This is a genomic window from Bartonella sp. W8151 (genome assembly GCF_016100385.1).
GTDB lineage: Bacteria > Pseudomonadota > Alphaproteobacteria > Rhizobiales > Rhizobiaceae > Bartonella > Bartonella apis.
Map to the genome: position 1 here is coordinate 176759 of NZ_JACFSO010000002.1, position 24452 is coordinate 201210.

General features: G+C 45.2%; 22 protein-coding genes. 6 read left to right on the forward strand and 16 right to left on the reverse strand.

Translation table 11 applies throughout. From position 1 onward, the window contains the following. Nucleotides 1-2: 2 nt before the first annotated feature. From H3V14_RS03745 to H3V14_RS03800, 12 genes are all read right to left on the reverse strand, one after another. Nucleotides 3-944 (reverse strand): tail fiber protein, encoded by a 942-nt coding sequence (locus tag H3V14_RS03745; protein WP_198226726.1) that lies wholly within the window; start codon nt 942-944, stop codon nt 3-5. After that, nucleotides 941-1336 (reverse strand): hypothetical protein, encoded by a 396-nt coding sequence (locus H3V14_RS03750; protein WP_198226727.1) that lies wholly within the window; start codon nt 1334-1336, stop codon nt 941-943. Before H3V14_RS03750 ends, H3V14_RS03745 begins: the two co-directional genes overlap by 4 nt. Nucleotides 1337-1521: 185 nt before the next feature. Beyond that, nucleotides 1522-2571 carry a tail fiber domain-containing protein gene (locus H3V14_RS03755; RefSeq protein ID WP_198226729.1) on the reverse strand — a complete coding sequence of 350 codons (1050 nt, stop codon included), beginning with the start codon at nt 2569-2571 and terminating at the stop codon, nt 1522-1524. After that, nucleotides 2558-3001, reverse strand: a complete 444-nt coding sequence (locus H3V14_RS03760) for a hypothetical protein (RefSeq protein WP_198226731.1) — start codon at nt 2999-3001, stop codon at nt 2558-2560. Before H3V14_RS03760 ends, H3V14_RS03755 begins: the two co-directional genes overlap by 14 nt. Then, nucleotides 2998-4464 carry a hypothetical protein gene (locus H3V14_RS03765; protein ID WP_198226733.1) on the reverse strand — a complete coding sequence of 489 codons (1467 nt, stop codon included), beginning with the start codon at nt 4462-4464 and terminating at the stop codon, nt 2998-3000. Before H3V14_RS03765 ends, H3V14_RS03760 begins: the two co-directional genes overlap by 4 nt. Beyond that, nucleotides 4465-5160 carry a hypothetical protein gene (locus H3V14_RS03770; protein ID WP_246784982.1) on the reverse strand — a complete coding sequence of 232 codons (696 nt, stop codon included), beginning with the start codon at nt 5158-5160 and terminating at the stop codon, nt 4465-4467. 4 nt (nt 5161-5164) lie between these two features. Beyond that, complete coding sequence (locus H3V14_RS03775) at nt 5165-5512, reverse strand: hypothetical protein (protein WP_198226735.1); 348 nt, start codon at nt 5510-5512, stop codon at nt 5165-5167. Between the two features lie 132 nt (nt 5513-5644). Further along, nucleotides 5645-6763: a N4-gp56 family major capsid protein gene (locus tag H3V14_RS03780; protein ID WP_075914047.1), complete on the reverse strand. Its 1119-nt coding sequence runs from the start codon at nt 6761-6763 to the stop codon at nt 5645-5647. Between the two features lie 294 nt (nt 6764-7057). Further along, nucleotides 7058-8050, reverse strand: a complete 993-nt coding sequence (locus H3V14_RS03785; protein WP_198226737.1) for a hypothetical protein — start codon at nt 8048-8050, stop codon at nt 7058-7060. A 196-nt stretch (nt 8051-8246) separates the two neighbouring features. Then, a complete protein-coding gene (locus H3V14_RS03790; protein ID WP_371809441.1) occupies nt 8247-10370 on the reverse strand; it encodes a portal protein in 2124 nt (707 codons plus the stop codon). Nucleotides 10371-10598: 228 nt separating this feature from the next. Then, on the reverse strand, nt 10599-11924 hold the full coding sequence (locus H3V14_RS03795) for a phage terminase large subunit (RefSeq protein WP_198226755.1): 1326 nt from the start codon (nt 11922-11924) through the stop codon (nt 10599-10601). A gap of 421 nt (nt 11925-12345) precedes the next feature. Continuing rightward, entirely contained in the window at nt 12346-13212 is an 867-nt protein-coding gene (locus tag H3V14_RS03800) for a hypothetical protein (RefSeq protein ID WP_198226757.1), read from the reverse strand. 699 nt (nt 13213-13911) lie between these two features. On the opposite strand from H3V14_RS03800, the gene H3V14_RS03805 reads away from it, so the two are divergent. Continuing rightward, nucleotides 13912-14082: a DUF1508 domain-containing protein gene (locus H3V14_RS03805; protein WP_198226758.1), complete on the forward strand. Its 171-nt coding sequence runs from the start codon at nt 13912-13914 to the stop codon at nt 14080-14082. A gap of 326 nt (nt 14083-14408) precedes the next feature. Here the strand turns inward: H3V14_RS03805 and H3V14_RS03810 are convergent, their stop codons facing one another. Then, nucleotides 14409-15554 (reverse strand): AbiJ-NTD4 domain-containing protein, encoded by a 1146-nt coding sequence (locus H3V14_RS03810; protein WP_198226760.1) that lies wholly within the window; start codon nt 15552-15554, stop codon nt 14409-14411. Nucleotides 15555-15726: 172 nt separating this feature from the next. On the opposite strand from H3V14_RS03810, the gene H3V14_RS03815 reads away from it, so the two are divergent. Next, complete coding sequence (locus tag H3V14_RS03815; RefSeq protein WP_198226762.1) at nt 15727-17436, forward strand: hypothetical protein; 1710 nt, start codon at nt 15727-15729, stop codon at nt 17434-17436. 414 nt (nt 17437-17850) lie between these two features. Here H3V14_RS03815 and H3V14_RS03820 read toward each other — a convergent pair whose 3' ends face one another. The 3 genes from H3V14_RS03820 to H3V14_RS03830 all read right to left on the reverse strand — a co-directional run bounded on the left by H3V14_RS03820 (nt 17851) and on the right by H3V14_RS03830 (nt 20334). Further along, a complete protein-coding gene (locus H3V14_RS03820) occupies nt 17851-18456 on the reverse strand; it encodes a hypothetical protein (RefSeq protein WP_077972416.1) in 606 nt (201 codons plus the stop codon). 266 nt (nt 18457-18722) lie between these two features. Beyond that, nucleotides 18723-19253 (reverse strand): hypothetical protein, encoded by a 531-nt coding sequence (locus tag H3V14_RS03825; protein ID WP_210326540.1) that lies wholly within the window; start codon nt 19251-19253, stop codon nt 18723-18725. Beyond that, complete coding sequence (locus H3V14_RS03830; RefSeq protein ID WP_198226764.1) at nt 19216-20334, reverse strand: hypothetical protein; 1119 nt, start codon at nt 20332-20334, stop codon at nt 19216-19218. The genes H3V14_RS03825 and H3V14_RS03830 overlap by 38 nt, the downstream gene beginning before the upstream one ends. A gap of 280 nt (nt 20335-20614) precedes the next feature. Between H3V14_RS03830 and H3V14_RS03835 the strand changes: the two genes are divergently transcribed. The 4 genes from H3V14_RS03835 to H3V14_RS03850 all read left to right on the forward strand — a co-directional run bounded on the left by H3V14_RS03835 (nt 20615) and on the right by H3V14_RS03850 (nt 24430). Then, complete coding sequence (locus H3V14_RS03835; RefSeq protein ID WP_198226766.1) at nt 20615-20905, forward strand: hypothetical protein; 291 nt, start codon at nt 20615-20617, stop codon at nt 20903-20905. 590 nt (nt 20906-21495) lie between these two features. Next, nucleotides 21496-22230, forward strand: coding sequence for a S24 family peptidase (locus H3V14_RS03840; RefSeq protein WP_246784984.1), 735 nt, complete (start codon nt 21496-21498; stop codon nt 22228-22230). A gap of 627 nt (nt 22231-22857) precedes the next feature. Further along, nucleotides 22858-23418, forward strand: coding sequence for a hypothetical protein (locus H3V14_RS03845; protein ID WP_198226770.1), 561 nt, complete (start codon nt 22858-22860; stop codon nt 23416-23418). A 370-nt stretch (nt 23419-23788) separates the two neighbouring features. Next, on the forward strand, nt 23789-24430 hold the full coding sequence (locus H3V14_RS03850; RefSeq protein WP_246784986.1) for a helix-turn-helix transcriptional regulator: 642 nt from the start codon (nt 23789-23791) through the stop codon (nt 24428-24430). The last annotated feature ends 22 nt before the right edge of the window (nt 24431-24452 follow it).

Sequence of the window (24452 nt, forward strand, 5' to 3'; positions counted from 1 at the left end):
GTTCAAGCCTTGATAATATATTGAATGGCAATATTGACCGGGCGCGCTTCATTGCCGCCATCGGCATTGATGTTGAGACTATGGCTGTGTCTTCCGGATATCGCCGTGTTTTCGGTTATCTGTGAATACCAATCCCAGCCATTTTTGCCGTCTGGTCCTCCGTTGTTGCGCTTCCATGTCGTATAGCTGTGGTTATGTTCGCCAGCTTCACCGACCGAGCCTGAATGGCTGTGCGATTTGTTCTGGCTATCCTGAAAAGAGGCAAAAGCACGGTTGGGGTCGATATTCTTACCGGCATCGGCACCGCGTAGAAACACACCGCGCAAATCCGGCACGGCAAAGGTTGTTTGCCCGTCGCCTTTTCCCCACCATTCGCCGATAGCCGAAAAAAGTGCGCCATATTGTGTTCTTGATAATAAGCGTCCGTCGCAGGGTATCCATCCGGCGGGTGCGGTCGGCGCACCGAACATTGAAATAACACCGGGCGGTGTTGATTGTTGAGGTGTCGGCGAAGACAAAAACCAGCCGCCGCTCCCGTTGTTCAATAAACTGCAAAAGACGATTTCATAGAGAGCGCCAGCCTGAATGTCCCCGCTTTCCAAGGGTTTTACCCCCTGATACGTTGCTTTGAAAACCGGCTTATATTCAATATTGTTGAGGCTTATCATCGGTTGCTCGACATTCACCCCGAGAGCGCGAAACCGCAATGTTATGCCGTTGATATAAGCAGTTACCGGTGTTTTCGACTGAATGGCAATGCGTGAAGAGGACCCTTCGACGGTAACATCGCCGCCAATATCGCACATATATTCGCGCACACGCTGCATCATCGAACGGGCGGAATTGTTGACGGTGCTTGGCGGCTGCCCCTCTGTCCAGTTGATGATATTGTCGGCATTGGCATTGCTTGCCGCCGAAAGTGACCAATCATAAATAGAACTCATAATGTGCCCCCGTTATTGGTTTTCGACTGCATGTTTTCTAAAAGCCGCAAAAGTGCCTGCGATTGCTCGGCCGAGGGGCCGCGCACCGGTTTTAGTTGCATCGAGCTTGTCTGTGGTGCATCAACATTGCCGAGGGCAATCAATGCATTGGCAAGTGAAGCGGCGCCTTTTTCAAGGCCTTTTTGCGTTTGCCCGTCTTCCAGCAAACCGTAAGCCGTGGTGGGTGTGGGAGGATTATCTCTATTGTTATCGCCCGCTTCACGGGAAGGGGCGGATAGGCCGGTTTTAAAGTTTTGGCGGCCATATCCCAGTGGGCCAATCGGGCCGAACACAGGCGCATTGTTATTGGACGGGTAGTTTTTCCAAAAATTAAAAAAAGAATGTGAATTCATGAATTAGCCTCCATTCGGGTGCAATTTTTCCTTCGTGCCTCCGGTCGGTTCCGGAATGCTCACGCAATGTCTCTTGATTGATTTGTCGTTAAATTTATGGGGCTCATGCTCAAGCATCGGGTGTAGACAAGCCTCTTGTATGAAGTGTCACTGAGGGGCATTTGAAACGCCCGAATGGCTTTTCTTCACAGAAGCCTTTCCATAGGAAATCCGAGTTTGTTGTAATTGACCATTAACAATCCGCTTTCGGGGTGGGTCATCACTTTATCGGGGTCGGTTTTAAGGATTTCTTGCGCGATAACACCGCGATAGCGCTCAGTCCTTCCGATATAGTTGAAATCATAGACATTGTAGCCGTTGCGTTTGCCCGCATAGCGGATATTTTCTTTTGTGCGTTGGTCCGAGAGACCAAAAAGCGATGACAGCGCACCCAAACCGTTTCCTATTGTGGTGAGCGCACCATTCTGTTGCCTTGTTGTTTGCGTTCCGCTTGACGTTCCGTAATTTCCGGCTGCACCTTGAGCCGCACTTAAAAGCATGGCAAGCCGGTTCCAGCCACGATTATCTTCTTCATTCCATTGGTCACGCGCTGCATCAAGTTTTTGCTGGTTGTTCTGGTCAAGGATTGTACCGCCTTTCAAAGCATTAAGAAGATTATTGCCTTGCCCTTGAAAATAATTGCTTGCGGCCGAAAGCTGGTTATTGTTTGCCCTGTCGATAAGTTCATTGGCATTGAGCATATTTCCAACATCCTGATTATACTGGTTGGAAAGGGCAGTTGTTGCAGCCTGTCCCAATCCACGCGACAAAACACCGCTATGGGCGCCCGAACCATAACGACCAGCCCCGCTCATTTGACTGTTGATGGCGGTGGCGGTGTTATCAAGTGTGTTTTGTAAAGCCTGATTATAGGCTGTGTTTGCCCCCACCATTTTTCCCGAAGCCATATCGGCAAGGTTCTGGCCGCTTGCATTTTTGCCGCCTGCAAGGCCTTGCAAATAGCTGTTGCCATAATTGGTGGTGGTGTTTCCAAGCCCGCTAATGGCATTTTTTGTTGTGTCACTTAAATCGGCCACCCGCGAGGCTTGATAAACATTGCCACCCTGACCGGAATTATAAAGGTCCATGGCATCTTTGGCCGAGCGCTTGAAGAGTGGTGCTGCCCATTCCGGCGGGGCTGATGTCTCGGTCTTGGTTTGCTTTGTTTTTCCGCCTTTTCCGCTACTTCCGCCCATTGTTCAATTCCTTTCGATATTTGACCACGCTTGGCCGATAGCCATGTGCGCGCATGATTTTTGACCAGCCGATGCGACCGATCGGGCAAATTTCGGATGCACCGATGGTTTTTGCCCATTCTTCTATCGGTTCGATCATATCGGCTATTTTTTCGCCCCCGTGACCGGCAAGTTCGAGGAGTTCGACACGTTTTTTCCCGCTCGCCAGAATTTCGATATGCGAGGTGACGAAGGCGACAAAGTTCTCTTTCTCGTCAACAATGATCCATAATTGCCGCTCGCCATTTGCAATTTCTTCAGCCATTGTTTGAAACGATATGTCATCGGGAAAACGACGGGCGATTTTTTTCATCGCCTCTGTAAGATCGCCGCTATAGCGTTTTATCCTCTCATAAGGCCAATTTTCGGTGAGATAGATTTGATAGCTCATCTTTTTCCGGCTCCTGTAAAATCGACATTGAAGCCTGCAATATGCGACCATTTCGCGCCTGCCGGAACACGCAGGCGGAATTTGTGAAAACGCGCCCGTGAGCGGCCATGGTAACGGCCTGTATTATAAGAGGGGCTTTTTTCACCTGACCATTTTACCGGTTCTTGCGGGTTTCTTCGCATTCTTGCACCGATTGAAAGCAAGGCTTCATTCGTGTCTATTTGTGCAATAACATTTTCCAGCCGGTTTATATCACCATTGGTGGCAGCAATTTCCTGCGAGGAAACAATTGCTTCCATTGCTTCTCCCGAAAAGGAGCCCAAACGGTAATCAACGGAAAAAGCGCCAAGAATGGGCGCGCCACCTTGCCAAATTTTGCTATCCAGCGAAAACGGCAAATTTTCCAGAATAGTGGAAATATTATCAAGCCCGTCCAGCGTGTAACCGCTCGTATAAATCGGCATAATACTGCTTGCCGCAATGCTGATAACCGTCCATTTTTGCAGGCCCCAGTCATAAACCATCAATTCGTTCATCACGCCCGAACCGTTATAATCCATCGCCCAATAAACGCGGTTATAGAAAGGGTCGATTGCACAGAACATTTCGGCAAGGTTATTGGCATTCATGCGGGTAAAGACCGAGCGGTCGATTTTTTCAAAGCCGATAGGTGTCACCGCGCCATCGCTGGTAATCTGGAAAAATCCCCCTTCATCGGCATAAAAGGAAAATTCACCGCGACTGCTGATCGAATTGGATGATTTGGCTCCGCGTTTGTCATGAATTTTCTGGAAAGAAAATATAATGTCGGAACCGGGAATGAATGTGCCACGATAAATCGCCGATTGCAGAAAAATAATCGGGTTCGTCGCTTCACTCGAGCCTTGAACACTGCCGCCATCCGGAAAATCCTGATAGTCGCAGGACTTTTCTCCAACCGTCCAGAATTCCGCATCATTAAGGCCCGACCAGTAAACGCGGTTGGGATTATCCGGCAATTGCATGAGACAAACAAAATCGCCCCACACTTTGACAGTTCCCGCCCGTGGGGGATTGCCGCCAAGATTGCGGAATTTTGCCGAACGGTTGAGCTCGAAAACTTGTGGCGGGTCGTTTTTGTTGACGGCGATAATATAATTGCCGAAAGAAGCAAAAGACCAACGTGCCTCATCGGAAGCGGAATAGATTTTTCCCGTTTGCGTGATGTCACGCCAGGAAAGATCGGTATTGTCGAGGACAAAAAGTTTGGTTGCAGTTCCCGCAAAAACCGAGGTTGTTCCGTCAAGCGACCGTGCAGCATAGGCTCCATAAGGCTTTTCCGGAAACGGTTTGGAAAAGGCTTTGAAACCGGGCATGGGAATATAACTGCCGTCTGCCGGCAAAACATTCAATATATCATCGCTATAGTCGCTATTGATGTCGGCAATGTCGGGGCGATATTCGGCTATCGATAAAAATGTCATTTAAAACACCGTTGCTTTGATTTTGCCGCTACCATTGCGCCGCGAGGTTTCCACTTTTAACGCTGAAAGCTGCTCGTTAAAATCGTTAAAGGCTGTTCGAGCGCTTTCGGCATCTTTCAAAATATCTTTATAAAGCTCGTATTTTGCCCGCGCTTTGATGAGGTCGAACGCATCAAGGAACCAAGGGGATTCCTCATCGGCTTTCAAAACTTCTTCAAGCCGGTAGGGGTCAATCATCAGGCGTATTTTGTAAACCTTGTCAGGGCAGGGAAAGAGCCGCAGTTTTTTTCCAAAATAACAATAGGCATAAGGTTCGCCATGGGCTGAACCCGCGCTTTCAAGTTCCTGCGGGGAATTGAGATGAAGCCTTTTTGCGTTGCCATTAGATTTTTCAAGAAAGACAAAGCGGATACCGGCCGCACTTGCAATCGCCTTTTCGGTTGTTGCGCCATACCATTCCTGATTTTTAGTCGTCAAAAAGGTAATATCGCGCGTTTCATTGAAATAAAGCGGCTCACGTGCTGAAAAGCGGATGGCCGAATAGATTGCTTCCTGAATCTGGCTGATATATTCATTTGTCGTATCGTCAATTTCATCCTGAATAACGGCAATCATATCCGAAAAGTTTTTGTTTTTCGGCTGGAGAGGCGTGGGAAGACTTGTCATCGGCCCTGTCGTGGTAATGATAATGGCCATAATATTAAACCTTTGTTTTCCGGTTTTGCTTTGAGTTCAGGTTGCGTGTTCTCCGCCGTTTTTTGCCGCTTGCGGTCTTCAAATTGGCGGCTGTTGATTGCGTTGTTGTTGCTTGCGCCGGTATGGAAGGCGCGGCTTTCAGTTTTCTGGCTTTTTCCGCAGTGTTTCGAGATGTGCTTCCGGTTTCCGCTTGCGGTTTTTTCACTTTCGCTTTTTTCACCGGTTTTCGGGAAAGGGGCGTGGCCCTTATATCTCGCTCATTCCGACTTTTTGCCGCGGGCTTATCAAAATCCATCAATATCCAGTCGGTATCATCGCTTGAAGGCATGTCTATAGAATAAGCATGGGTCATTTTTTTCGTCTCCGGCAAAATCACCGGTTTTTTAAAAAATCGGGAAGAGGGGAAAATTGCGCCTTAGACAGCTCGTCGCATAAAAAGAAAAAGGAGCACTTGCCCCTTTTTCTGTTGTTTCAAATGCCGTTCTTAAAGCGGCTCGGCATAAGTCGAAATGACGATGGTTGCGAAATCCTGTTCGCCGATCGTGCTGTCTTTCAGTTTGAAGTTTGTTTTCTTCATACCGATCAGGGTTTTTGCCGCAACACCGAGTTCGCGTTCATAGTCGAAGAATTCTTCAACCAGTTTGTAGCGCGTTGGTCCGCGGTCCTTGCCGAAAGCGACGATGGAAGCCTGTGCACCCAAAAGCACCGCACGGCGGGTGTTTGAAACAGGCGTGGTCGGGTCGGCAGAATTGACACCTTCGGTAATATGTTCGGCTTCACGCAGAACCACCCCGTTATACATGCCGAGCGAGCCGTCAAAAATCGGGTTTTTGGCGCGCGAACCCTGATAGGCTGCTTTTTGAATATCAAGCCATTGGCCGGTTGCCGTGTTGGTGCGCAGTGCCGTCACCTGTGTCGGGTGCAGGTAAAGCACATAAACACTGTCCCCCTCGACACGCACAGGGCGCAAACGCGGATTGGCGAGTTTTGCCCGCTCCACCGCTTTATCAACCAGCGAAAGATTGAACACATCTTTTTCGTCAAGGCTTTCGTCAGTGGTTTTGCCATTCGGGCGAATAATGCGCTTGTCGGTCGGGGCTGTCGGCTGATTAAAACCGTAATGCACCGGCGACAATGAAATGGTGCGCCCTTCAAAGTTCATTTGTGTAGCGGTATAGCCGCAAACATGGGTAAAAAACATAAGCGACAAACGGTCGGCATACCAGTCGGTCAAACCGTCTTTGGCTTCGCTGCGCAAATCGAAAAGCACGCGCTGCTGGTCGATTGTGCCCTCGTTTTTTACCCTCACAGCATGGGCAAGTTCATTGATGATAACAGCATCATTCAAGGTTGAAAGGGCTTCTTCATTGCCCTCCAGTTTAACCCCTTCCGAAACGCCTTCGCCCGTCAGCTGGGTGCGCAAGCCGAAACGGACAGTATCACCCGCGCCTTTCTGGGTTTCGTCCTTAAGCTGGATAATGCTGTTGGTGTCGGTTCCGATCAAAGGCGCAATCTCGGTAGCTTTCGATACTTCGACGGCAAGTTTCTTCGACCAGGCACGAACAGCCAGAGGGTCGTTCACCCCGATGGATGTAATAGCCATGATGGCCTCCTAAAATTCAATTGATTTTCAAGCTTTTTGTCGCTTTAACGCGAGCGAACCAACGAAACCGGAAAACCTCCGGTGGGTGAAAATGATAACGTCCATTTCAAACGAAAATCCGCAAAAGAAAAAGGTGAAAGTTTTAAAACGAACCTACACGAACCTACTTCAAAGTTTTAGAAGCCCCATCTTTTGCAAGCGGTGGTTTTTAAAGCTCAAGCTTCTGAAACAGAAGTCTCTCAAATCAGCTTTAAAAAACAGGCTCCCTTTAAAAAACTTATTTTGCTAAAAGCCTTATTCCCCCTTCATCAGAATGTTGAAGGCTCTTTCATTTCGCGGATTGGAAATCCACTCGGCAAATTGCCGGTCGCTCATGGCATCTATGGCTTCAAGGCTAATAGGGTCGGCAATAGCGCGCCCGTTCGATGCGGTGAGTGTGCGTGCAGCGTTTTTTTTGGCGCGCATTGCGGCAATGTCACCCCCCGCTATAGATTTCGCCTTGAAGCCGATATTTTTTGCATAATTATAAATTGTTTGCGCAGGATTGGTGCCGCTTTCCAAAGCACCTTTGACAATGGCCGCAAGCTCGTTGCCAATCTGCGCATTGATCGCATCGGCATTTTTAAAAGCAGGGTAAGCATCGGCGAGCGCCATCAACTGGTTCACCCGTGCTTCATAAAGAAAATCGGCCGCCTCGTCGAAATCCGGCAGTTCCGCTTTAAGTGCGGTTACAGACGTGGCAAAATAATCTTTGACCGCTTCCTGTTCTCTTGCGGCTTTGATAGATTGCCGCTCTTCGGCTTCTCTCTTTTGTCTTTCGGTTTCCTCGTTTTGCAATCTGGAGCCAATCCATTTGACATAGCCGACAAAATCTTTTTCGGGGTCGGGCGCTTCTGGTCGTGGCTGTTTTAACAGTGAAAAGCTTTCGTTTCCGGCATTATTTTCCGTGAATTCGCGCGCAATTTTGAAACGTTCTTCAATGCGGGCAAGTTTGGCTTTTGCCTCCGCTGCCTCGGCTTGCGCTTTTTTGCGCTCTTCCCTTTCAGCGTGAAGGGCGCCATGCGGAACCATATGGTTTCGCGCTTTTGCGGTTCTTTCCTCTTCCTCTTCCTCTTCCTCTACCGGTTTTTCATGTTCCCCTTCCTGACTTTCGGAAGACCCAGTCATCGCATCCATGTCGGAAAAATTTTCCGATAAAGCGGTCTCATCATCAAATCCGTCATTGTCGGTATTCGGGTGGCCAAGAACATCCTGTTCTTCCGGTGAAAATTCGGGTGCAATATCCATAAATTTATCCTTTAAACATGCCCTTTGAAAAAAACGGGCAGCAGAGCATCAAAACGCCGATGCTTGAGGCGAAGCCGGTTCATCCGGCAGGAAAAACAAAAGTTGCAATTGCGGGCGGTAAAAAGCGGCGACAATCTGAATTGCCGCTTTGCCAAATTTAAAAAACCATTTTATCCAAGCTTTCGGGTCGCTTGTTTCAGGAATTGGCGCGCCCCGTTTGCGATTGTTCAATTTTCAATTGTTCAATGAGCGCGCGGTTTTTGGCTGTTTCGGTCTCAAGCCTTGCTTTCTGATTTTTTAAAAAAAGATCGGCCGCTTTGGCATTAAGGTCGAGTTCACGGGCTTTGGCTTTTATATCAAGCTCGTTTGCCAAAGCTTGCAACTTCAATCGGTCGGCCTGTTGCCCGATAGACTGTTCCGGCAATGCATTTCTTTCCATTGCCGCTTCTTGGCTCCTCATCTGTTCTCTTGCCATCTGTTCTCTTGCCATCTGTTCTCTGGCCATCTGTTCTCTGGCCATTTCCTGTTCTGCTTTTTGTTGAGCCGCTTCTTGTGCCTTGGCTGTCCATTTTTCAACAAGCGAGGCAGGAAGTGGCGAATAGCGCAGAATTTCCAGTCCGATTTCCGGTGTGAGATAATCTTTCAACATCGGCAACATCTGTTGAATAATTGCAAATGTCCGTTCTTTTTCATTGGGGCTTGTTGGTGCATCATCAACAATAATGTCATATTTGCGGTTGGCGACTGCCTCATGTGTCAAAGGCACATATTTTTTGTTGTCATCCCCCACAATGCGGATAAGCCTTCCATCGGAAAGATAGTTCTGTATGAGGTAAAGCATAATTTGCCCCTGTCTTTTCCGATAACGGCGCAGCGCATCAAAAAGCGAGGCAAGCAAATTCAAAGAAGATTGCCGGCGCTGGCTTTCCAAAACACCGGGCTGGTTTACTTCTCTCGTGCCGATAAATTCTGAAGACAAGCCCGTCACATCGGAAATTGCTTCTTTGGCTTCATTGAAAAGCTGAAAAAAACCAACAGGAAATTGTGCCACGGGTTTGGGTTGAATGCGGGCATTTTGTCCGCCAAGCGCATTCTGTTTTGTCCAGGTAATGGCATCGGCGCGCGCCCAGCTTTCTTCTGCCTGCCTGTCATCATCGAAAGCACCGCGTTCGGCAAGAATGCCACCCTTCGATTGGCTGTTTAAAAGATACATCACCTGGCTGAAAAATTTGTTCGCCCAACGCTGCGGGTCTTTTGTGGGGCGCACAATGCCATAATAATGCTTTTTCATCTTGTCGAAATAGCCGGTAATGCATTCCCAGCCAAGTTGCCCGTTCGGCACCATCGGCTGATCGGGTTCGGCAAGCAAAACCTCGCCCAGAAAAGCCCTTTTCACAATCTTTCTTGTAAGCCTTACCGATTGTATTTCAGGCGAAATTTTCTTTTTCTCTTCATAGTCGCGAAGCGAATAATCCTGTGTTTCACCTGTCAGCGGGTCAAAAACCTTGTAAAAAGCCTCACGCTCGAACCAGCGGCATTCGACAAGTGTCACCAAAGAGCTGGAAGCGGAAGAAAGCCCCAAGCCTTGCCTCTCCGAAATACCCGTCAGGTCTTCACCATAGAATGTGTCAGAATTCACATGGGAAAGAGGTTCGTCACTGTCAAAAACACCATTTTTTGCCCAGCGTGCATCAAGCAATGACGGGTCAATATCGGGAAACATGCGGCGCGCTTCGGCAAGCGGCTTTTCGTCGATATACCAGAGGCGCTCCGCATCCACCAGATTGGCTTTCACCGCCGAGGCATCCCACACCATTTTCAACGGGTCAAGGCGGCAAACAACCGGTTTACCCGTTTCATCATCGTCAAAGTCAAGGCGTGTATCTGTCCACCCCATGCCGCAAATGACAGTATCGGTAAAAGCTTCCGAATCCTCATATTCCGCTTCGGCCTGATCGCGAAACCATTCTGCCGCACCGGTCAATATTTCATTGGCTCTCGCATCTCCGATTTCACGCGGAATAAATTGCACTTCGCGTTTGTTGTTGCGCTCCGAGCCGATAACAGCATTGACAAGCGGCGCAATGCGGTTGAACGTCATGACAGGGCGTTTTTGCTCGAAAAGCGCTGCCTTGTCTTGGGCTTCCCACTGTTCGCCATTATAAAAGGCATAATCTTCGCGGGCATTTTTGCGCCATTCGGCAACATGCGCCATATCCTGCCGGAAAAGCTTCAGCAATGACTGGAAAAGAATATCTCTTTTTGCACTGTCAAACTGCGTGGAAGAACCATGTTCTAAAGTCTCGTTTTCTAGCATCATCATCAGCCCGTAAAATTATTGGTTAAAATTGGTCGCGCGCCGCCCGCACAACTTGAAAGTTCAATCTTGAAAAAGCCGAAAAGCCCGAAAAATAAAAAGGGAAACCGCGCAAGCGGGCAGGCGGGCAAGCACAAGGCAACCATCATAAAGAAAGCAAAGACGGTTGGTAGAAAACCAAAAGCCGACACATTGCGCATCCGGTTCAACAGTCGACAATTTTGCTTTTTGTTATCCCGCCATCCATGACGTATTGAAATCATGTCTCATGAAATTGCGTTGCCGGTTTTTAGAAATTTTTGGTGCTTCATAGGCTATACACATCAGGCCGAATGCATCAGCCCCGTGGCTTGCCCAGTCATGTTCCGGCCCCAGTCCTATATCGCGTTTGTCGTCACGCTTTTCGTGATACCAACCCAAAGCATCACGTCCTGCTTCTGTGGTTTTTTCATTAAACCAGATAGAGGGGAAAAGCCGTCTTGCCGCTTCAATGCGGGCGCGTGCTGCACCTTTTCCCTGATTGGGAATAATGTCCACCTCGAAACCGGCTTGTTGAAGCGCACTTTCAAAACTCACATCCCGCACGCGATCTTTGGTTGCGCCGTCATGCGGCAATGTAATTCTTGCCTGCCCGTAACCTTTTTCCCGCAGCCAGTTGATATGGGCGCTCAAAGGCTGCCCTTGCGCTTCGTAATAATCAAGAACGCGGATTTCTTTTCCGATAAATTGCGCAATCCAGATAGCGGTTGCATCGGCTCTGGCACCTGTTCCCCCAATGTCGAAAAAAGCTTGAAATGTCATTAACGGGTCGGCCGGAACGTTGGAAATGCGCCCTTCTTCTTTGGCAATTGCAAGACCGGTTGCAAAATAGGCTCCCTCCATCCGGGAAAGAAATCCCCCTTCCCATATATGGTCATAACTTTCCGGCCGGTTCTTCAAGTCATCAAGGCGGGCGCGGTTTAACAGATCGGGAAATCTCGGATTATCACGCCAATTCAGTTGAACAGATTTGATACGCGCATTTTTACTGTTGCGAAAACGCTTTTCAACAGCTGCCTCTTTTCTCAGCGGGTTCCATGTTACCCAGAGCTCCGTGTTCCAATCCTCACCTTCCTCACGCAAAGTCGGTATCAATGTGTTCCATGCGTGAGAGGTCACAGGTTCGGCTTCATCCACCCAACAAAGAAGCAACCGCCCCTTCGATTTGATACTGGCAATATTCCGGTCAAGTCCGGAAAAGGCATAAGTAATGCGCCCGTCTTTCGAGCGTATATAGGTTTCACCAATGGTGTAATAATTTTGTAAAAACGGGTAATCGGCAATAGCCCTTTTGATTTCCTCCAAAGAGCTGTCAGCCAAAGAATTCTGGAACTGGCGGGCACAAAGAATAATGCCGCGAATTCCTCTTTTTCCCAAACAATAGCCGACCACTGCGCTCATTGTGGCAAAAGAGCGGGTTTTTCCCGAACCGCGCCCGCCATAGGCCGCCCTGATATCGGCAGGCCCATCGAAAAGCGTAATGAGCTTTTCCGGCAATTCTATTTTTTCTGTTGTCATGAACCACCACAAAACCACCGAAACAAAACGACCAAACAAAAAATTTGCGACGTTCCAAACCAAATCCGGAAGCCGAAAAAAGGCTTGAAAAACTATTCTGAAAACCGCTCTCACCACCTTGACGGATATGCAAGGAAAACACTTTTTTAAACAAGCATCGCCACCCGCAAAGAACTATGTTGTCGGAAAATAATATATCCCATCGTAATAAGGCCAAAGCCCGAGAGGCAGCACGTTAAGCTTTTTAAAAAGCGCGCCATTTCAAAACGGCCACTATTTCAAAACGGCACGACGTTTTTTGAAAAATTTTTAAGACACGAAAAACATTCAAACTCTCTCTTCATTTCGCATGGCAAGCAAATTCGTTGAACAATTGCAAAACCGGTTCACTTCTTTGGAAACCTTTTTCATCGGAGGTTCTTCAATCGTCTTTTTTAAGGATTTCCGAAAGTTCCTGATTTATTTCAGGTTTCTGATGTCCAGCAGGGCGCTTTTTACAAGCCGTTCGCTTTTTTCCGGCTGGTTCATTTGCAACTGTCAAATCTTTCGGTGAGGGTGATAATGCAACCAGTTCGATTTTTGTCACGGTTTTTAATTCTTGTCCGTCTGAATTAAGTTCGGCAGGCAATACTTTGCCGAGTAGTGTCAAAAAGGAAGAAGCATTTTTTAAAGCCTGTGCTTCAAGATAGGAAACAAGCCCGTCTTCTCCCAATTGGTTACCGGCTTTTATTGCAGCTTTTAAAATAGCCTCTTTCAAAATTCCGGAAGCTTTCTTTTCTCGCACAGCTTCCCGCTTTTTTTGCGCGGCCTTCTTTGTCGCTTTTGCTACAGTCGGCATTGTTTTCAAAACATCACGGCTCTCTGGCGACAATTTTCCCTTTCCATCATCCTCATCCTGCACAGTTTTTGTTTCAACTGCTCCGCTTGAACGTGCGGCCATTTTCTCATTGCCAAGCACTTTTTGCAGCATCTGCTTTCGAATTCGCGTGGTTAGAGTTATCTCTTTTTCCTTGCTTCCAGACACATTTTCCAGCGTTTCTTTTTTCAACTCTATGTTTGAGTGCGCAGCCATCCCCTCATTGCCCAGCACTTGCCGCTCAATTTCCTTTTCAAGTCTCACTTTTGAACGTGCAGCCTTTTCCTTGCAACCATCCTCATCCTGCAAAGTTTCCTCTTCATTTTCTTCCGTTAAAGGCGCGGCTTTTTTCTGTTGGTTCACTTTTTTAGCGGTGGTTTTTTTGGCGGATTTTTCTGTTTCAGGGGGTGTTCGCTTTTTGGTTCCGGCCACGTCCCTTTTCCTTTTCAAGGATAAAATTTTTAACTGCCAAATGCGCTTTGCTTGAAAGCATCTGCCACACTTTTTGTAGCTCAAACAATTTCATCCGGTTTTTTAAAAGCATTCAGAAACCGCTACGAACAGCAAATGGAAATATTCATGAATAAAATTCAGTATTTTCAAATAATATTGTTTTAAAAGGTATTTAAATTCAACAAAAAATAGAATATTTAAAACATAAAAGATCATAAAACGTTTTTATATTTATAAACGTCAACCAAACGATAGATACAATTCTTGTTGTGCCGTATTTGTCAGTTAATATTTAGTGACATATTTTTGCAAGAAAAAAATAATCGAAAATTTTAAAAAATTATTTTTGTAAAAACCGGCGCAGTTGGCAAACATGCGAATTTTCATCGTTCGCTCCTGTTCAAAACCAATCGACACGTGTTTTTCAATTGCCGAACGCGAACATTTTCATTTTGAACAATGCAGAAGCCTTTAAAATAAAAAAAGAATTCGGAATGAAAGGGGGGGAAGTTCTCTTTTAGTGTAAAAGAGTTTTACTCGTCAAAATAAAATTCATAAATAAAGATGATTATATCTACTAATTATCTTGAAATGATGAAATAAAAAACCCACTTTCCTTAAAGTGTTTGGCGTAATGTTTCTGAATTATCACTAATCCATTAAAAACAGGAAAAAGTCATGAAATACGAAATTTATAAAGATAAAAACGGCGAATGGCGTTGGCATTTGAAAGCAGCGAACCACGAAAAGATCGCAACTAGCGGCGAAGGCTATAAAGACAAGGCTGATGCTTTTCATGCAATTGATCTGGTGAAATCCTCATCTCACGCACCGGTTGAGGAAATCTGAAGCCTGAATATTCGCCTGCCATTTCTCAGGTCTATTTATCAACTTCCCTAATCTGGTGGTTCAAAGTTCAAAAGCTGGCGGCATCGCGCTACGCCAGCTTTTTAAATAACCATCGTTCCGAATTTTCCTAGGCCTTCTCCCTTCAACTGGAAAGCGTAACGCTTTTTTCACATTTTCTATCACTCTTGAAAATGAACGCACGTTGCCGGATTTTTTTGGTAAGTCGACAAGGAATTGCCATCTTACGTGCGGGCACTTCTTTGTCGTTGCAAAGTGTTTTGAATTTATGAAGGCTCGAAGGTTTATCTCAACCATTTTGAACAAATTTATTTATCGTCTTTCGACCTTGTTCGGGAAAGCAAGTAAGAAACAAAGGATGCGCAAGCCCCCAACATGAAAAGCGCGTCGGCCTCGTCAACGGCTGCACTCGACTTGTCCAAAAGTGAATGTCGAATTCCGTTTTCATCAGAGGTAAAGCCATAAAGTGCGCTCAACGCTTTCTTAAATGCCGGATGCAGAGGATAGTTCTTTTCAATCTTATTCAACGCCGAGCCGAGAGTTGCATTTTCTCCGACAATTTGGCGGCAAATCGCTTCCACCGCGCTGATACTTTCCCGAACGCTATCTGCCCATTTTTGGTGATTTATCTGTTCTCCGGCTTTAATCAAATGACTATGGGCACCAAGCTGCCCTTTATCCTTGGTCTCATCAAGTGCAGCAACATAGGTCTTGCCCTCAAATTCATTACTGATAGGTTCAATTTTCCCGTTGTAAATTGTGTAGGCTAAGTGATGCTTTTTAAAAAGTTCGTTTAAAACATCTCCAAATATTCGATTATTACCATTATAATTATGTGCGTATAAGTTTAATTGTTTTTGATTGTAAATAATTTTTTCTAATAAATCGAATAGCTTAAAAAATTCACAATTATCTATAAATCGACATAAAAAATTCATAATAAAGCTTTTTGGTATTGAAGTTACGTCACTAATTTCCATGTATTCAAAATCATATTTTGTATTAACCTCTTTATGTTCAGAAAATTGCTGATAGGTTCCTCCGCAAATATTTATGAAAATATCGCAAAAAATGTATATTGTGGAGATAGGAATACATTTATTATCATCTTCGGGAATAACTTCGTCGAGAAGTGCTTTTATCTCTTCTCTGAATGCGGTTGTTATTTCTCCCAAAGCAAGCTGTTGAACAACCGGCGCATAGCCGTAGCGCTGGGAAAACGGAAGATCGTCAGTAGAATTGCTCATAATTAAAAGGTCATACGTTCTTTTGAATTGTGAAAATATAATGCCGAAGAAATCTTCAAATACTAACAGATTCTGTGGTTCAAAAATAGCTTCGCCTTTTATCACTTCACGAAATTGACCGCTTTTTTTGCGCTTAAACGACATTCTAAACGGAAACGACAATTCCGGCTTTGACCATAAAAAGCTCATGCCACGAGATAATGCCATAAATAGCCGTTAGTTATTCCCTTCGTCTTTCTTGATGAACCTTGAAACAATAGACAAGCAAACACATCACACAAATAGCGGTTGTAAAAAGGGGAAAATCACATCCTAACATTGCTTTTGTCTGAACTTTTGGCATAAATCGCTATGGTGAGAGAAGGGGAAAAAGCGAAAAATGCCTTTAACTACAAACGCCGATAAACAGAACGATAAGCCACAACAGGCGAGTGAATCAGATGAAGAATTGATTGATTTTAAAAAGTTCTATTTGTACTTTGGTATCGGCGTTTTATTTGTATCCGTAATGTTGTCCGTCACGAATTATTTTTTCTTTGAAAAAGAAAAAATCTGTCTTTGGGGGGTGACTTTTTTTCTTGTTGTATCGGCAGACATACTGATTTTGCTTCCAGCAATCATTACGAAAGAAACAAACTGGTTTGCGCTTCTCGGCTCGACTATTTTATGTATTGTTTTCCTCTGTCTATCGGTTTTTTATCCGTTTCAGGACTTTCAATATAGATTGAAAGTTATTTCCCTTGTCGCGACAATCGCAACACTTTTATTTGTGCTTTTGAATGGCTGGATTAATGCAGCCTTTTTCCCGTCGAAAAATGCCAATATTCGCCACAGTGTCGATTTTGTCAGCAACCGTTTTGCTGTTGATGTTTTAAACGTCACTTTAATTCTTGGCACTTTGTTCGGGACAATTGCTTTTCTCTATTTTAATCCGGGTGGCGACAATTCAACTTTTTTCGGTGGCATTGACATAAAAAATGTAGCCCTCGCCACCGCCGGTCTTGTTACCTTTTTCTGGGCTGCCAAAGCGACAAAAAACAAATCAATCGACCTTGAGCAAAAAAAAAGAGAGTTTGCGCAAAGAAAGCAAGAGTTTGAACAAAAGAAGCTCGAATTTGAAGAAAAGAAGCAGGATGGCAAACGCCACGACAATGAAATCGCAATGGCAAAACGGCGTGATACCGCCCAGCTTATCGCAGAAGCATCAAAACTTCTAAGCAGTGAAAACGATGTGCAAAAATATGCTGGCCTTTCCTTTTTGAATAGAGTTGCCAGCGATAGTGAAGGGACTTTCAGAAAGGAAGCATTTGATATTTTAACGGATTTTATCATGGATGCCAGCGATGTCACAACGGCGAATGAAGTGCGAATGCGAGCGATTCATTATGCTGCTGATCTGGTCGGAAATAATCCTGATAATTTCGAAATTAATGAGCAGATAATAATATCATGTTCAGCCGATTTTAAGTCGGAACAAACTTTAAAGAAATTACGTTCTCTAGAAATTGCAAATCTTTATATTATATTCATCGGATTTAACTTTACAGGCGAATTTCTTTTCAAAGCGAATCAGTGGGAAAACAATTTTAGATTTAAATTCGTTGACTGCGTTTTGGATGGACGGCGCAGCGATCAACCGATCGTAGAGATACGGGAAATTTCAGCGTATAATTGTGAATTTAAATATTGTAAAATTTTTATGCTTTATACAATAAGAGATAGTACGTTTGATGTTTTTTTAATGGAAAATATGAAATATTTTACTTCACATAAAGAAATATCTAATAATAATGAACATTATATGAATAGATTTATTGGATGTGATTTTTCTGATAGCTTGGATTTTGTTATAACTAATGAATTGTTATCAAAATCAATTGGAGAACCACCAATTATTCTGAATAAGCTAGAAGATTGCTTTTATTATGGAGGTCACAGGCCATTCCTTTTAAGAAAGGACCCTCGTCCAATCCGTTTTCTGACTAATATTACTTCAAAACAACAGTTTGATAGTTTATTTAAAAATGTATTATGGATGAATTATTCTCCGCCAAAAACGAACTTTGCACAAATGGACTCATGTAAATAATGATAATTGATTGTTCATCAAAGTTTAAATTTGCGCTATCTCTATCACCGCAAGGCAGGCGGTTAGCTTGCCTGTTTTCGCTTTCCCATTATTGCAGGCTGATAAATTGTGCAAGGTGTAAAAGAAAAGGCAGGGGAGTGCCTGCCTTTTAGAAATAGTGTTGCAGGTCGGAATGAATGCGGCGGGTTGGACTTCCTCGCTGTGGGGGCAATGCACCACATAAGTTGCAAGCCAAGTTTGCTCTTTCAGCCTATAGTTCTAGCTAAAAATAGACCTTGTTAAAAAGTTTTTCCCGCCGCATAACGAAATTGCAACAAATCATAAAATTTCGTTTGCAATATAAATTTCTCGCCACTCAAAGAAATTCCGTTTGCAAAATAGAATTCTCCTTGCGCCGTCAGGGTCATTAAAAATTTAATGACCTTTATTGGCAAGGAAAAAATGCCGGTTTAGCGCATTGAGCACAAGCCTTGTTGCGCCGACAAGGTGCGGCAATTCGAGATCTTCCAGCACAATATATTGCAAGGCGGCATAAAGGTTATCAATTCTGTTATCGAATTGCGCTTCCTGAATGGCTTCCCTTGCCGCAAGATATTGCTTTTTTGCACGCTTGCAAAACGCTTCATAAAGTTCGGGATTTGGCGTGCTGTTAAAATCGTCGTAATAGGCGGCAGGCGAAAGCAATGCCTTTTTATAATTATTATCAACCTCGATAAATTTCAGCGCGGCATTGTACTGGTCTTCGCTAATGCCGCCGCATTCAGGACCTGCCAAAAAAAGCCTGCCGATATAGGTGGAAGCGCGCGGGTCTTTTGCCTGTTTTTCCGAAAGGCCGGTGTGCTTTGCACGCATCAAAATGGCCAGGCGGTCAATCGCCTCGCGCGGTTTTTTTGCTCGGCTGCGCCTGCCATTCGGTTCGCGCGCAATACCTTCAATACGTGGCCTTCCGCGCCCGCGCTTGAGCCGGAGTTTGCCTGCTTTTGAACGGGCTTTCAATCTGATAATTTCAACTTCCTGCATGGTTAAAGCCTTTCATGTTCGCTTTTTGTCGGGTTGTTGTTTGAAGTGTTGAATTTGAAGTGTTGCTGTTTGAAATCTTGTGGTTCGCGTTTTGCCGCCCAAAAAACATTGGGCTTTTCATAGATGTTCGATGTCGTCTCTTATCGTCCCACACTGTCTCACATCGTCCTATCTCGTCCCATCTCGTCCCATGTCGTCCCATTCCGTTTCATTCAGCTTCATCGAGCGCGCATTTCTTTTGCGGGCGGGAAACGTGCTGCCCTGTTTCATGTTCTGTTGTTTTGTTTTCCGCTTGCGGTGGTGGTTTGGTGGTGAAAGGTCAGTTTTTCTTCCCGCGCTTCCGGAATTAAAACGTCGTTTGGATCTTCTTCACCGGCTCTTAAAAGCCGTTCCACATGGTCGATTTTCAACCATTCGGTTTTTTCGATATGTTCGCAAAAAGCGGCAAGTTCCGGCGCTGTCGGCATGAAGGTTTTGTTGAAGCCTTCCGCTTTGCCGCGAATAATCAAAAGCACCGATTGCATAATGGCAAAGCTTGAAAAGCCGGAAAGCGCAATCATATAGGATTTGGCAGCACTTTCCCCGTCTAAATCACGGGGCAGCCGCATACCGCCCGAAAGTAGCAAAAACTGGTCCATGATTTCGTCGCTTCGCGCCTTTTTTAAAAGTGTGTTTTTTGCTTCCTCAAGCGTGTGCCTGATTGTTGCAATTTGAGCGTTTGTCGGTTTCTTTCCGGCCTTGAAGCGGGGTGGAAAGCCTTCACCTGTCGTGAGGGAAACGAGTTTGGTAAGCGTCAAATCGAGGTGCGAGGCGGGCCATCGCATCGGTAACTTTTCTGGCAGTTGATCTTTTATCATATTTAAATTTTGCATTTTTTCGCTCCAGAACGGGGGCAGGTTGGTCATTCCAGCGTTCCTGATTGAGAAACGTTGTCGGGTTAAGCCAGGGGCGGTCGGGCGGCTTGTCGGCGATATAGCGTTGAAGCCCCGCCATAATCGCGGCAAGACTGTCTTTTTTGCGCGCTTTCAAAAACGCCGTTAGCGCTTTCGGCTTACCGCATTTGTTCGGGAAAGAAGGCCAGAAAATTTCATGAAATTCGGCTTCAAAACTCAGTTTTTCAGGGCGGCTCGTTGCAAGCTCTGGAACTTCGTTTTTTCCAAAATTCCGGCTTCCAAAAATTCCCGAAGGTGAAGGCAAAAGCGGCACGTCCGCGCTTTCGCTGGAAGCTGACATTGCGCTTGAAACTTCCTCCTTTTCAGCCGCAGACACCGTTCCCGTGATTGCTGAAAGTGGTGCACTTTCCGCTTGCGGAAAAGTGGAACTTTCAGAAAAGGAACAAGCCTTGTCTTTAGGCCAACTCACGGCAAAAGAACAAGCTTTGTCCGGCTCGCACCCCGTAGGGATTTCCGGTAAATTTTTAATCCCGCAAGGGGGGAAACCGTGCCCGCTTTTTTTCTCTGTTGGTTCTTCGACAAGCGCATCCGAAGATGTTTCAGAGAAAGCGGGAAAGGGGTTATTTTCTTTAAGGGGGTGTGGGGGAACCTTTCTTTTAGGGGAAAGGGGTAATGTTTCCTCGCTGTTACAATTTTCCTCTTGTAACGTTACATTGTTTTTCCGTGTCAGCCTGAAACGGCGCACACGCTCGCGTGTACGGGCACGGCGTAAGTCTTCCCGCTCGTCTATATCGGCAAGAAGTTCCAGAATGGCCGACATTTGTTCGGTAGAAAGGTTCAAACCGGCAAGGCGGCGTAATGTTGACGAATCCATTTTATAAAACTCTCTTCTCTGCCTTGAAAAAGGTTGGTCGGCCGCACAATTGACGCGCAAAAAATTCTGATAATTCTGGAGAAAAAACGGCTTCAAAAACGCTTCCACCATGAAGTGTCAAAGCCTTGCTTTTTCGGGTCACATCTCTGATTTTTCCGGTTACGCTTTTTGCGGACAAGCAGACTTTTGCTGCGCTTAAAACAATGCTTTTAAAAATTCGGTGTGATTTTTGTTGTCCTGCACGGGCAAAAATTGGCGCGTTGAAACAAAGCCTTTTGACAAAAATGGAAAGGCTCACCGGTTTTAAAATGGCGATTGCTATTGCCTTGATAAAAACAACAAGTTGTTTAACTATTTCATCAAGTGATTGATGAAAGACAAAGGAAAGAGAATGCCCGTTATTAACCCGATAAGATCTGCAACTGTCAATGCAGCAGCCACACCGGAAGAAGTCGCGTTCCGTTTGTTCAGTATTATTGCCGGTGCTTCCGAAAATACGATTGATAGCAAGAATATTCTGCCGCTTTTTGCCAAATGTATGATTGCTGTCGGCAAACCGGAAAATATCCTTGCCGAGCCGCAGAAATATGATGTGACACTCGAAAACACCAATGCCAGAAAAACGCCCGCAGAAGGTGCAGGCTCGCCAGACAGTGTTTCCGGGAGTGACAAAGCCGAATAAGCATAATTTGCTTTTTTTAAGAAAAAATCGGGATAAAGAAGAAGTGCGGGGAAAAAACGTTCGGGTTAATAAACGGGGCGCAAGCACCGTCAGCCTGCAACAGGCGCTTCCACCGGCGGTTTCAAATAGGTTTTGAAGTTTAAATATGCTTTGAAGCTTGCCAGAAGAAGGCGCAACGCAAAAGCCGCACGTCAAGGCCTCTTCGCTTTTTAAAACATTTTCCCCTGCGGCTTCATTGTCTACTGCTTTATTCTCGGTTGAAGCTTCTAAAGGCCAAGTCAACAGTGTGGGCTTGCGGCTAAAGCAGTTCACCAGCTGTTTTTCATGCAAAACATAAGTGTCGATGGATTGCGACACGCAAATATCTGATTTGTCCATTTGTTCCACCCCGAAACATGGCAAATACGCCGTCTAAAAAACTCACAGGAAAGCGCACACTGCACCTTCCCTCTCTTACCCGCCACTTTTAAACACTAATAATGTTATAATACACCTAAAAGTAGCGAATAGTTGTATAACAACATCATTTATAGCAGATTGTCAACATGATTTATGTTTATTATTCTGACATAATGTATGTTATGGACACGATGGGACAAAGATTGCGCGAAGCACGGCTGAAAGCGGGCTTTTCATCTGCGACGAAAGCTGCGGATGCAATTGGCGTGAGCCATTCGACCTATCGGGCGCACGAAAACGGGCAGAATGATTTTAGCCCTGAAGACGCGGCAATTTATGGCCGCAAATTCGGCGTAAGCGCATCTTATCTTTTGACAGGTGAGAATGCCGCAAAACACAAGATTGTATCGAGTTTTGACCCTGATATTCCTGACCGGATTGATAGTGATGTCAAAACAAGGTTGCAGTTGAAAGATGGTGAAATTCCCGAAATTGATGTCAAGGCGGGCATGGGGGCCGGCGGGGACATTATGATCGTCAACGGTGCAAGCAACGCCGTCCAGATTTCGACAGAAGTAATAAAGGATTTTTGGCGTTTACCCGAAAGCCTGTTGGCAAAACTTAATGTTGTCGCGTCCAATGTTGCAGTTCTTCCCGCTTATGGGGATAGCATGTCGCCCACCATTCATGATGGTGATGCGGTGTTTATCGACATATCGCACCGTGTTCCGTCGCCTCCCGGAATTTATGCACTGGCAGACGAGCTTGGCGGGGTTATCATCAAACGGCTGGAAGTTGTTTCCCGTCCCGGTGCGGATGAAATCGAGGTCGAGGTGATATCGGATAATCCCCACCACAAACCGCGCATTCTGAATTTAAGCGAAATCACTATTCTTGGCCGCTATATCGGCCGTTTTACGCGCTAAAAATTGGCGTGAAACAGGTGTCGACAGCATTAGCATGTCAAATGCTTATCTCTGTTCAAGGCAGTCTCCATGGTCGAATAATCAAGGGAATGTCATCAAAGCTGAATATCCAAGACCAACAATTTTCCCGCGCCCGATTTGACTGTGTAATAATCGACGGGCTGGTCTGATGAACCGAAGTTTAGTCTTCAAAAATGCATTGTTGACCGCTATTTTCACTACTCTTCACGGGCTTTTCATTTTTAGTTAATCGCCCAAGCAACATAGCCTATAAGACTTTTTTGTTGTTCTGATTGGCTTGTTGTTCCAATAGGAAGTAAAATTCATTTAAGAATCTATTATTTCGATGGAAATTCCGAAAGTATTTTTCGTCTTTTCTAATTAATTGTCCGGTTCAAGTTTGATGTCTTGCGGCAACCATCCGGTTTTTTAAAACAATATAAAAGTTTAAAGCAAAACCATCAAAACAACCAAGTCTTCATGGTTAAACGATTCGTTTGTTGATGAAGTCCAGTAAAATTTCAACATAAAATATGTTGACATTATTCATGTCATTTTTTTACGATTCCCCCGTTAAGCGTGTTGAAGCTTATGGTTTTTTGTCAAAACTGGCGAGGGGCGGGCGGAATGAAAAAGCCTAAAAATCTTGGAAAAACTTTAAAGTCACGAGCCGGATTTCTTCGCCCCCTTGATGAAGAAAAAGGCTCGCCGGACAATGGTTCAAGCACTGACGAAGAAATACAACCGCCGTTCAATAAAACTGACCTTTCTTGCAAAGAAACAGGTCACGCAGAAATAGATCAAGGGCAAAGCAAACGTGCCGATGTAACAAGTAAAACTTTGGATAGTCGAAAACCCCAAGAGACATATCATAAAAAGCCGGTTAACCAAGCCGACAATGCAGGAAAAAAGCATGATGAAAAAGAACGCTTCTCGTGGAGCGATATAAAGCCTTATCTGAAAAGCCTGAAGACCCATTCGCGGGCAGAAAAAGTCATGGCGCTTGCTTGGAAACTTTATCGTTCAAGCCCGATGACGGACGAGACATTCGATCTTTCAAGGTTTACCCTTTTCATGCGCACGGCGCAGGCAGAAGTAGACCACGAAAACGACCCGCCAATTACCATGAGCCGTGAAGAAATCCTCTTTATCGGCTCTGATTGCGCCACCAGACCGGACGAACATTAAAGGATAGCGCCTCTCGTTTTTCCATGCAGATGAGACAAAATCGCGTTAAATAGACTTTTCTAAAGAGATTGCATTGTTTCATGACATAATAGTTCACGATAAAGCCAAACAGACCGGCTTAAAAATGAACGAAGATTGCGCTAGTGTTCCCAACTTTTATCATAGGTTTATTATGCGTTCCGCCGGTATCTTAATCACCTAACGCTTCGTTACTCGCGAAGGGGTTACCGATTTCATCGGATAATGACCAACAATGTCATTTTTGCTATTGATTGCTAAAACCGTTTTTCTTTATTCAATAAAAAATCTTGATGTTTTTCTTTTTATGATATTCTGAACTCGAATATTCCAGGCTAAAAAAGGAACTATTATGAGCCTCGATACCCGCATTTTTGAAGCGAGGAAAAAAGCTCACCTAACGCAAAATAAGCTTGCCTCTCTTGTTCATGTAACAAAGGCTGCTGTTTCTTCTTGGGAACACGGTATGTCACCGCGCCGTGATAAGTTGGAAGCTATAGCAAAAGCTACAAATGTCTCGCTAGAATGGCTTCTGCTTGGAAATAAAAATGCGGGTGAATACGATAGCCAGCAGATATCTGACAGACCAGCAATAAAGCTCATTCCGGTTTATGGGCAAGCTGTAGCAGGAATAAACGGCGAGTTTGCTTTTGACGGTAAAAAGTTGTTTGAGGTGCCTTGCCCGCCCCAATTATTGAATGTGGAAAACGCTTATGGCGTGGAGGTTGCAGGTGACACAATGTCCCCACGCTATGAAGATGGCGAAATTGTTTATGTCGATACAGCGCGAAGAATAAAAAAGGGCGATTATGTCGTTGCGCAAATAATGATGAAGGAAGAGGATAGTTTTCCAACGGCATTCATCAAGCGCGTTATTCGCCATAATGAAAAAGAGCTGGTGCTTACACAATTAAATCCGGCGAAAGAACTGGTTTTTCCGCATCAACACGTTCTTTCAGTTCATTATATAGCCTTGGCAGGCGAAGGGCTTTAGTGGCGGTCTATCCATAGTTTTT

Excerpts from the sequence above, each read along its gene's own strand:
- H3V14_RS03745 (WP_198226726.1), bottom strand. The coding sequence starts at position 944 with ATGAGTTCTATTTATGATTGGTCACTTTCGGCGGCAAGCAATGCCAAT.
- H3V14_RS03750 (WP_198226727.1), bottom strand. The coding sequence starts at position 1,336 with ATGAATTCACATTCTTTTTTTAATTTTTGGAAAAACTACCCGTCCAAT.
- H3V14_RS03755 (WP_198226729.1), bottom strand. The coding sequence starts at position 2,571 with ATGGGCGGAAGTAGCGGAAAAGGCGGAAAAACAAAGCAAACCAAGACC.
- H3V14_RS03760 (WP_198226731.1), bottom strand. The coding sequence starts at position 3,001 with ATGAGCTATCAAATCTATCTCACCGAAAATTGGCCTTATGAGAGGATA.
- H3V14_RS03765 (WP_198226733.1), bottom strand. The coding sequence starts at position 4,464 with ATGACATTTTTATCGATAGCCGAATATCGCCCCGACATTGCCGACATC.
- H3V14_RS03770 (WP_246784982.1), bottom strand. The coding sequence starts at position 5,160 with ATGGCCATTATCATTACCACGACAGGGCCGATGACAAGTCTTCCCACG.
- H3V14_RS03775 (WP_198226735.1), bottom strand. The coding sequence starts at position 5,512 with ATGACCCATGCTTATTCTATAGACATGCCTTCAAGCGATGATACCGAC.
- H3V14_RS03780 (WP_075914047.1), bottom strand. The coding sequence starts at position 6,763 with ATGGCTATTACATCCATCGGGGTGAACGACCCTCTGGCTGTTCGTGCC.
- H3V14_RS03785 (WP_198226737.1), bottom strand. The coding sequence starts at position 8,050 with ATGGATATTGCACCCGAATTTTCACCGGAAGAACAGGATGTTCTTGGC.
- H3V14_RS03790 (WP_371809441.1), bottom strand. The coding sequence starts at position 10,370 with ATGATGCTAGAAAACGAGACTTTAGAACATGGTTCTTCCACGCAGTTT.
- H3V14_RS03795 (WP_198226755.1), bottom strand. The coding sequence starts at position 11,924 with ATGACAACAGAAAAAATAGAATTGCCGGAAAAGCTCATTACGCTTTTC.
- H3V14_RS03805 (WP_198226758.1), top strand. The coding sequence starts at position 13,912 with ATGAAATACGAAATTTATAAAGATAAAAACGGCGAATGGCGTTGGCAT.
- H3V14_RS03810 (WP_198226760.1), bottom strand. The coding sequence starts at position 15,554 with ATGGCATTATCTCGTGGCATGAGCTTTTTATGGTCAAAGCCGGAATTG.
- H3V14_RS03815 (WP_198226762.1), top strand. The coding sequence starts at position 15,727 with ATGCCTTTAACTACAAACGCCGATAAACAGAACGATAAGCCACAACAG.
- H3V14_RS03820 (WP_077972416.1), bottom strand. The coding sequence starts at position 18,456 with ATGCAGGAAGTTGAAATTATCAGATTGAAAGCCCGTTCAAAAGCAGGC.
- H3V14_RS03830 (WP_198226764.1), bottom strand. The coding sequence starts at position 20,334 with ATGGTGGAAGCGTTTTTGAAGCCGTTTTTTCTCCAGAATTATCAGAAT.
- H3V14_RS03835 (WP_198226766.1), top strand. The coding sequence starts at position 20,615 with ATGCCCGTTATTAACCCGATAAGATCTGCAACTGTCAATGCAGCAGCC.
- H3V14_RS03840 (WP_246784984.1), top strand. The coding sequence starts at position 21,496 with ATGGGACAAAGATTGCGCGAAGCACGGCTGAAAGCGGGCTTTTCATCT.
- H3V14_RS03845 (WP_198226770.1), top strand. The coding sequence starts at position 22,858 with ATGAAAAAGCCTAAAAATCTTGGAAAAACTTTAAAGTCACGAGCCGGA.
- H3V14_RS03850 (WP_246784986.1), top strand. The coding sequence starts at position 23,789 with ATGAGCCTCGATACCCGCATTTTTGAAGCGAGGAAAAAAGCTCACCTA.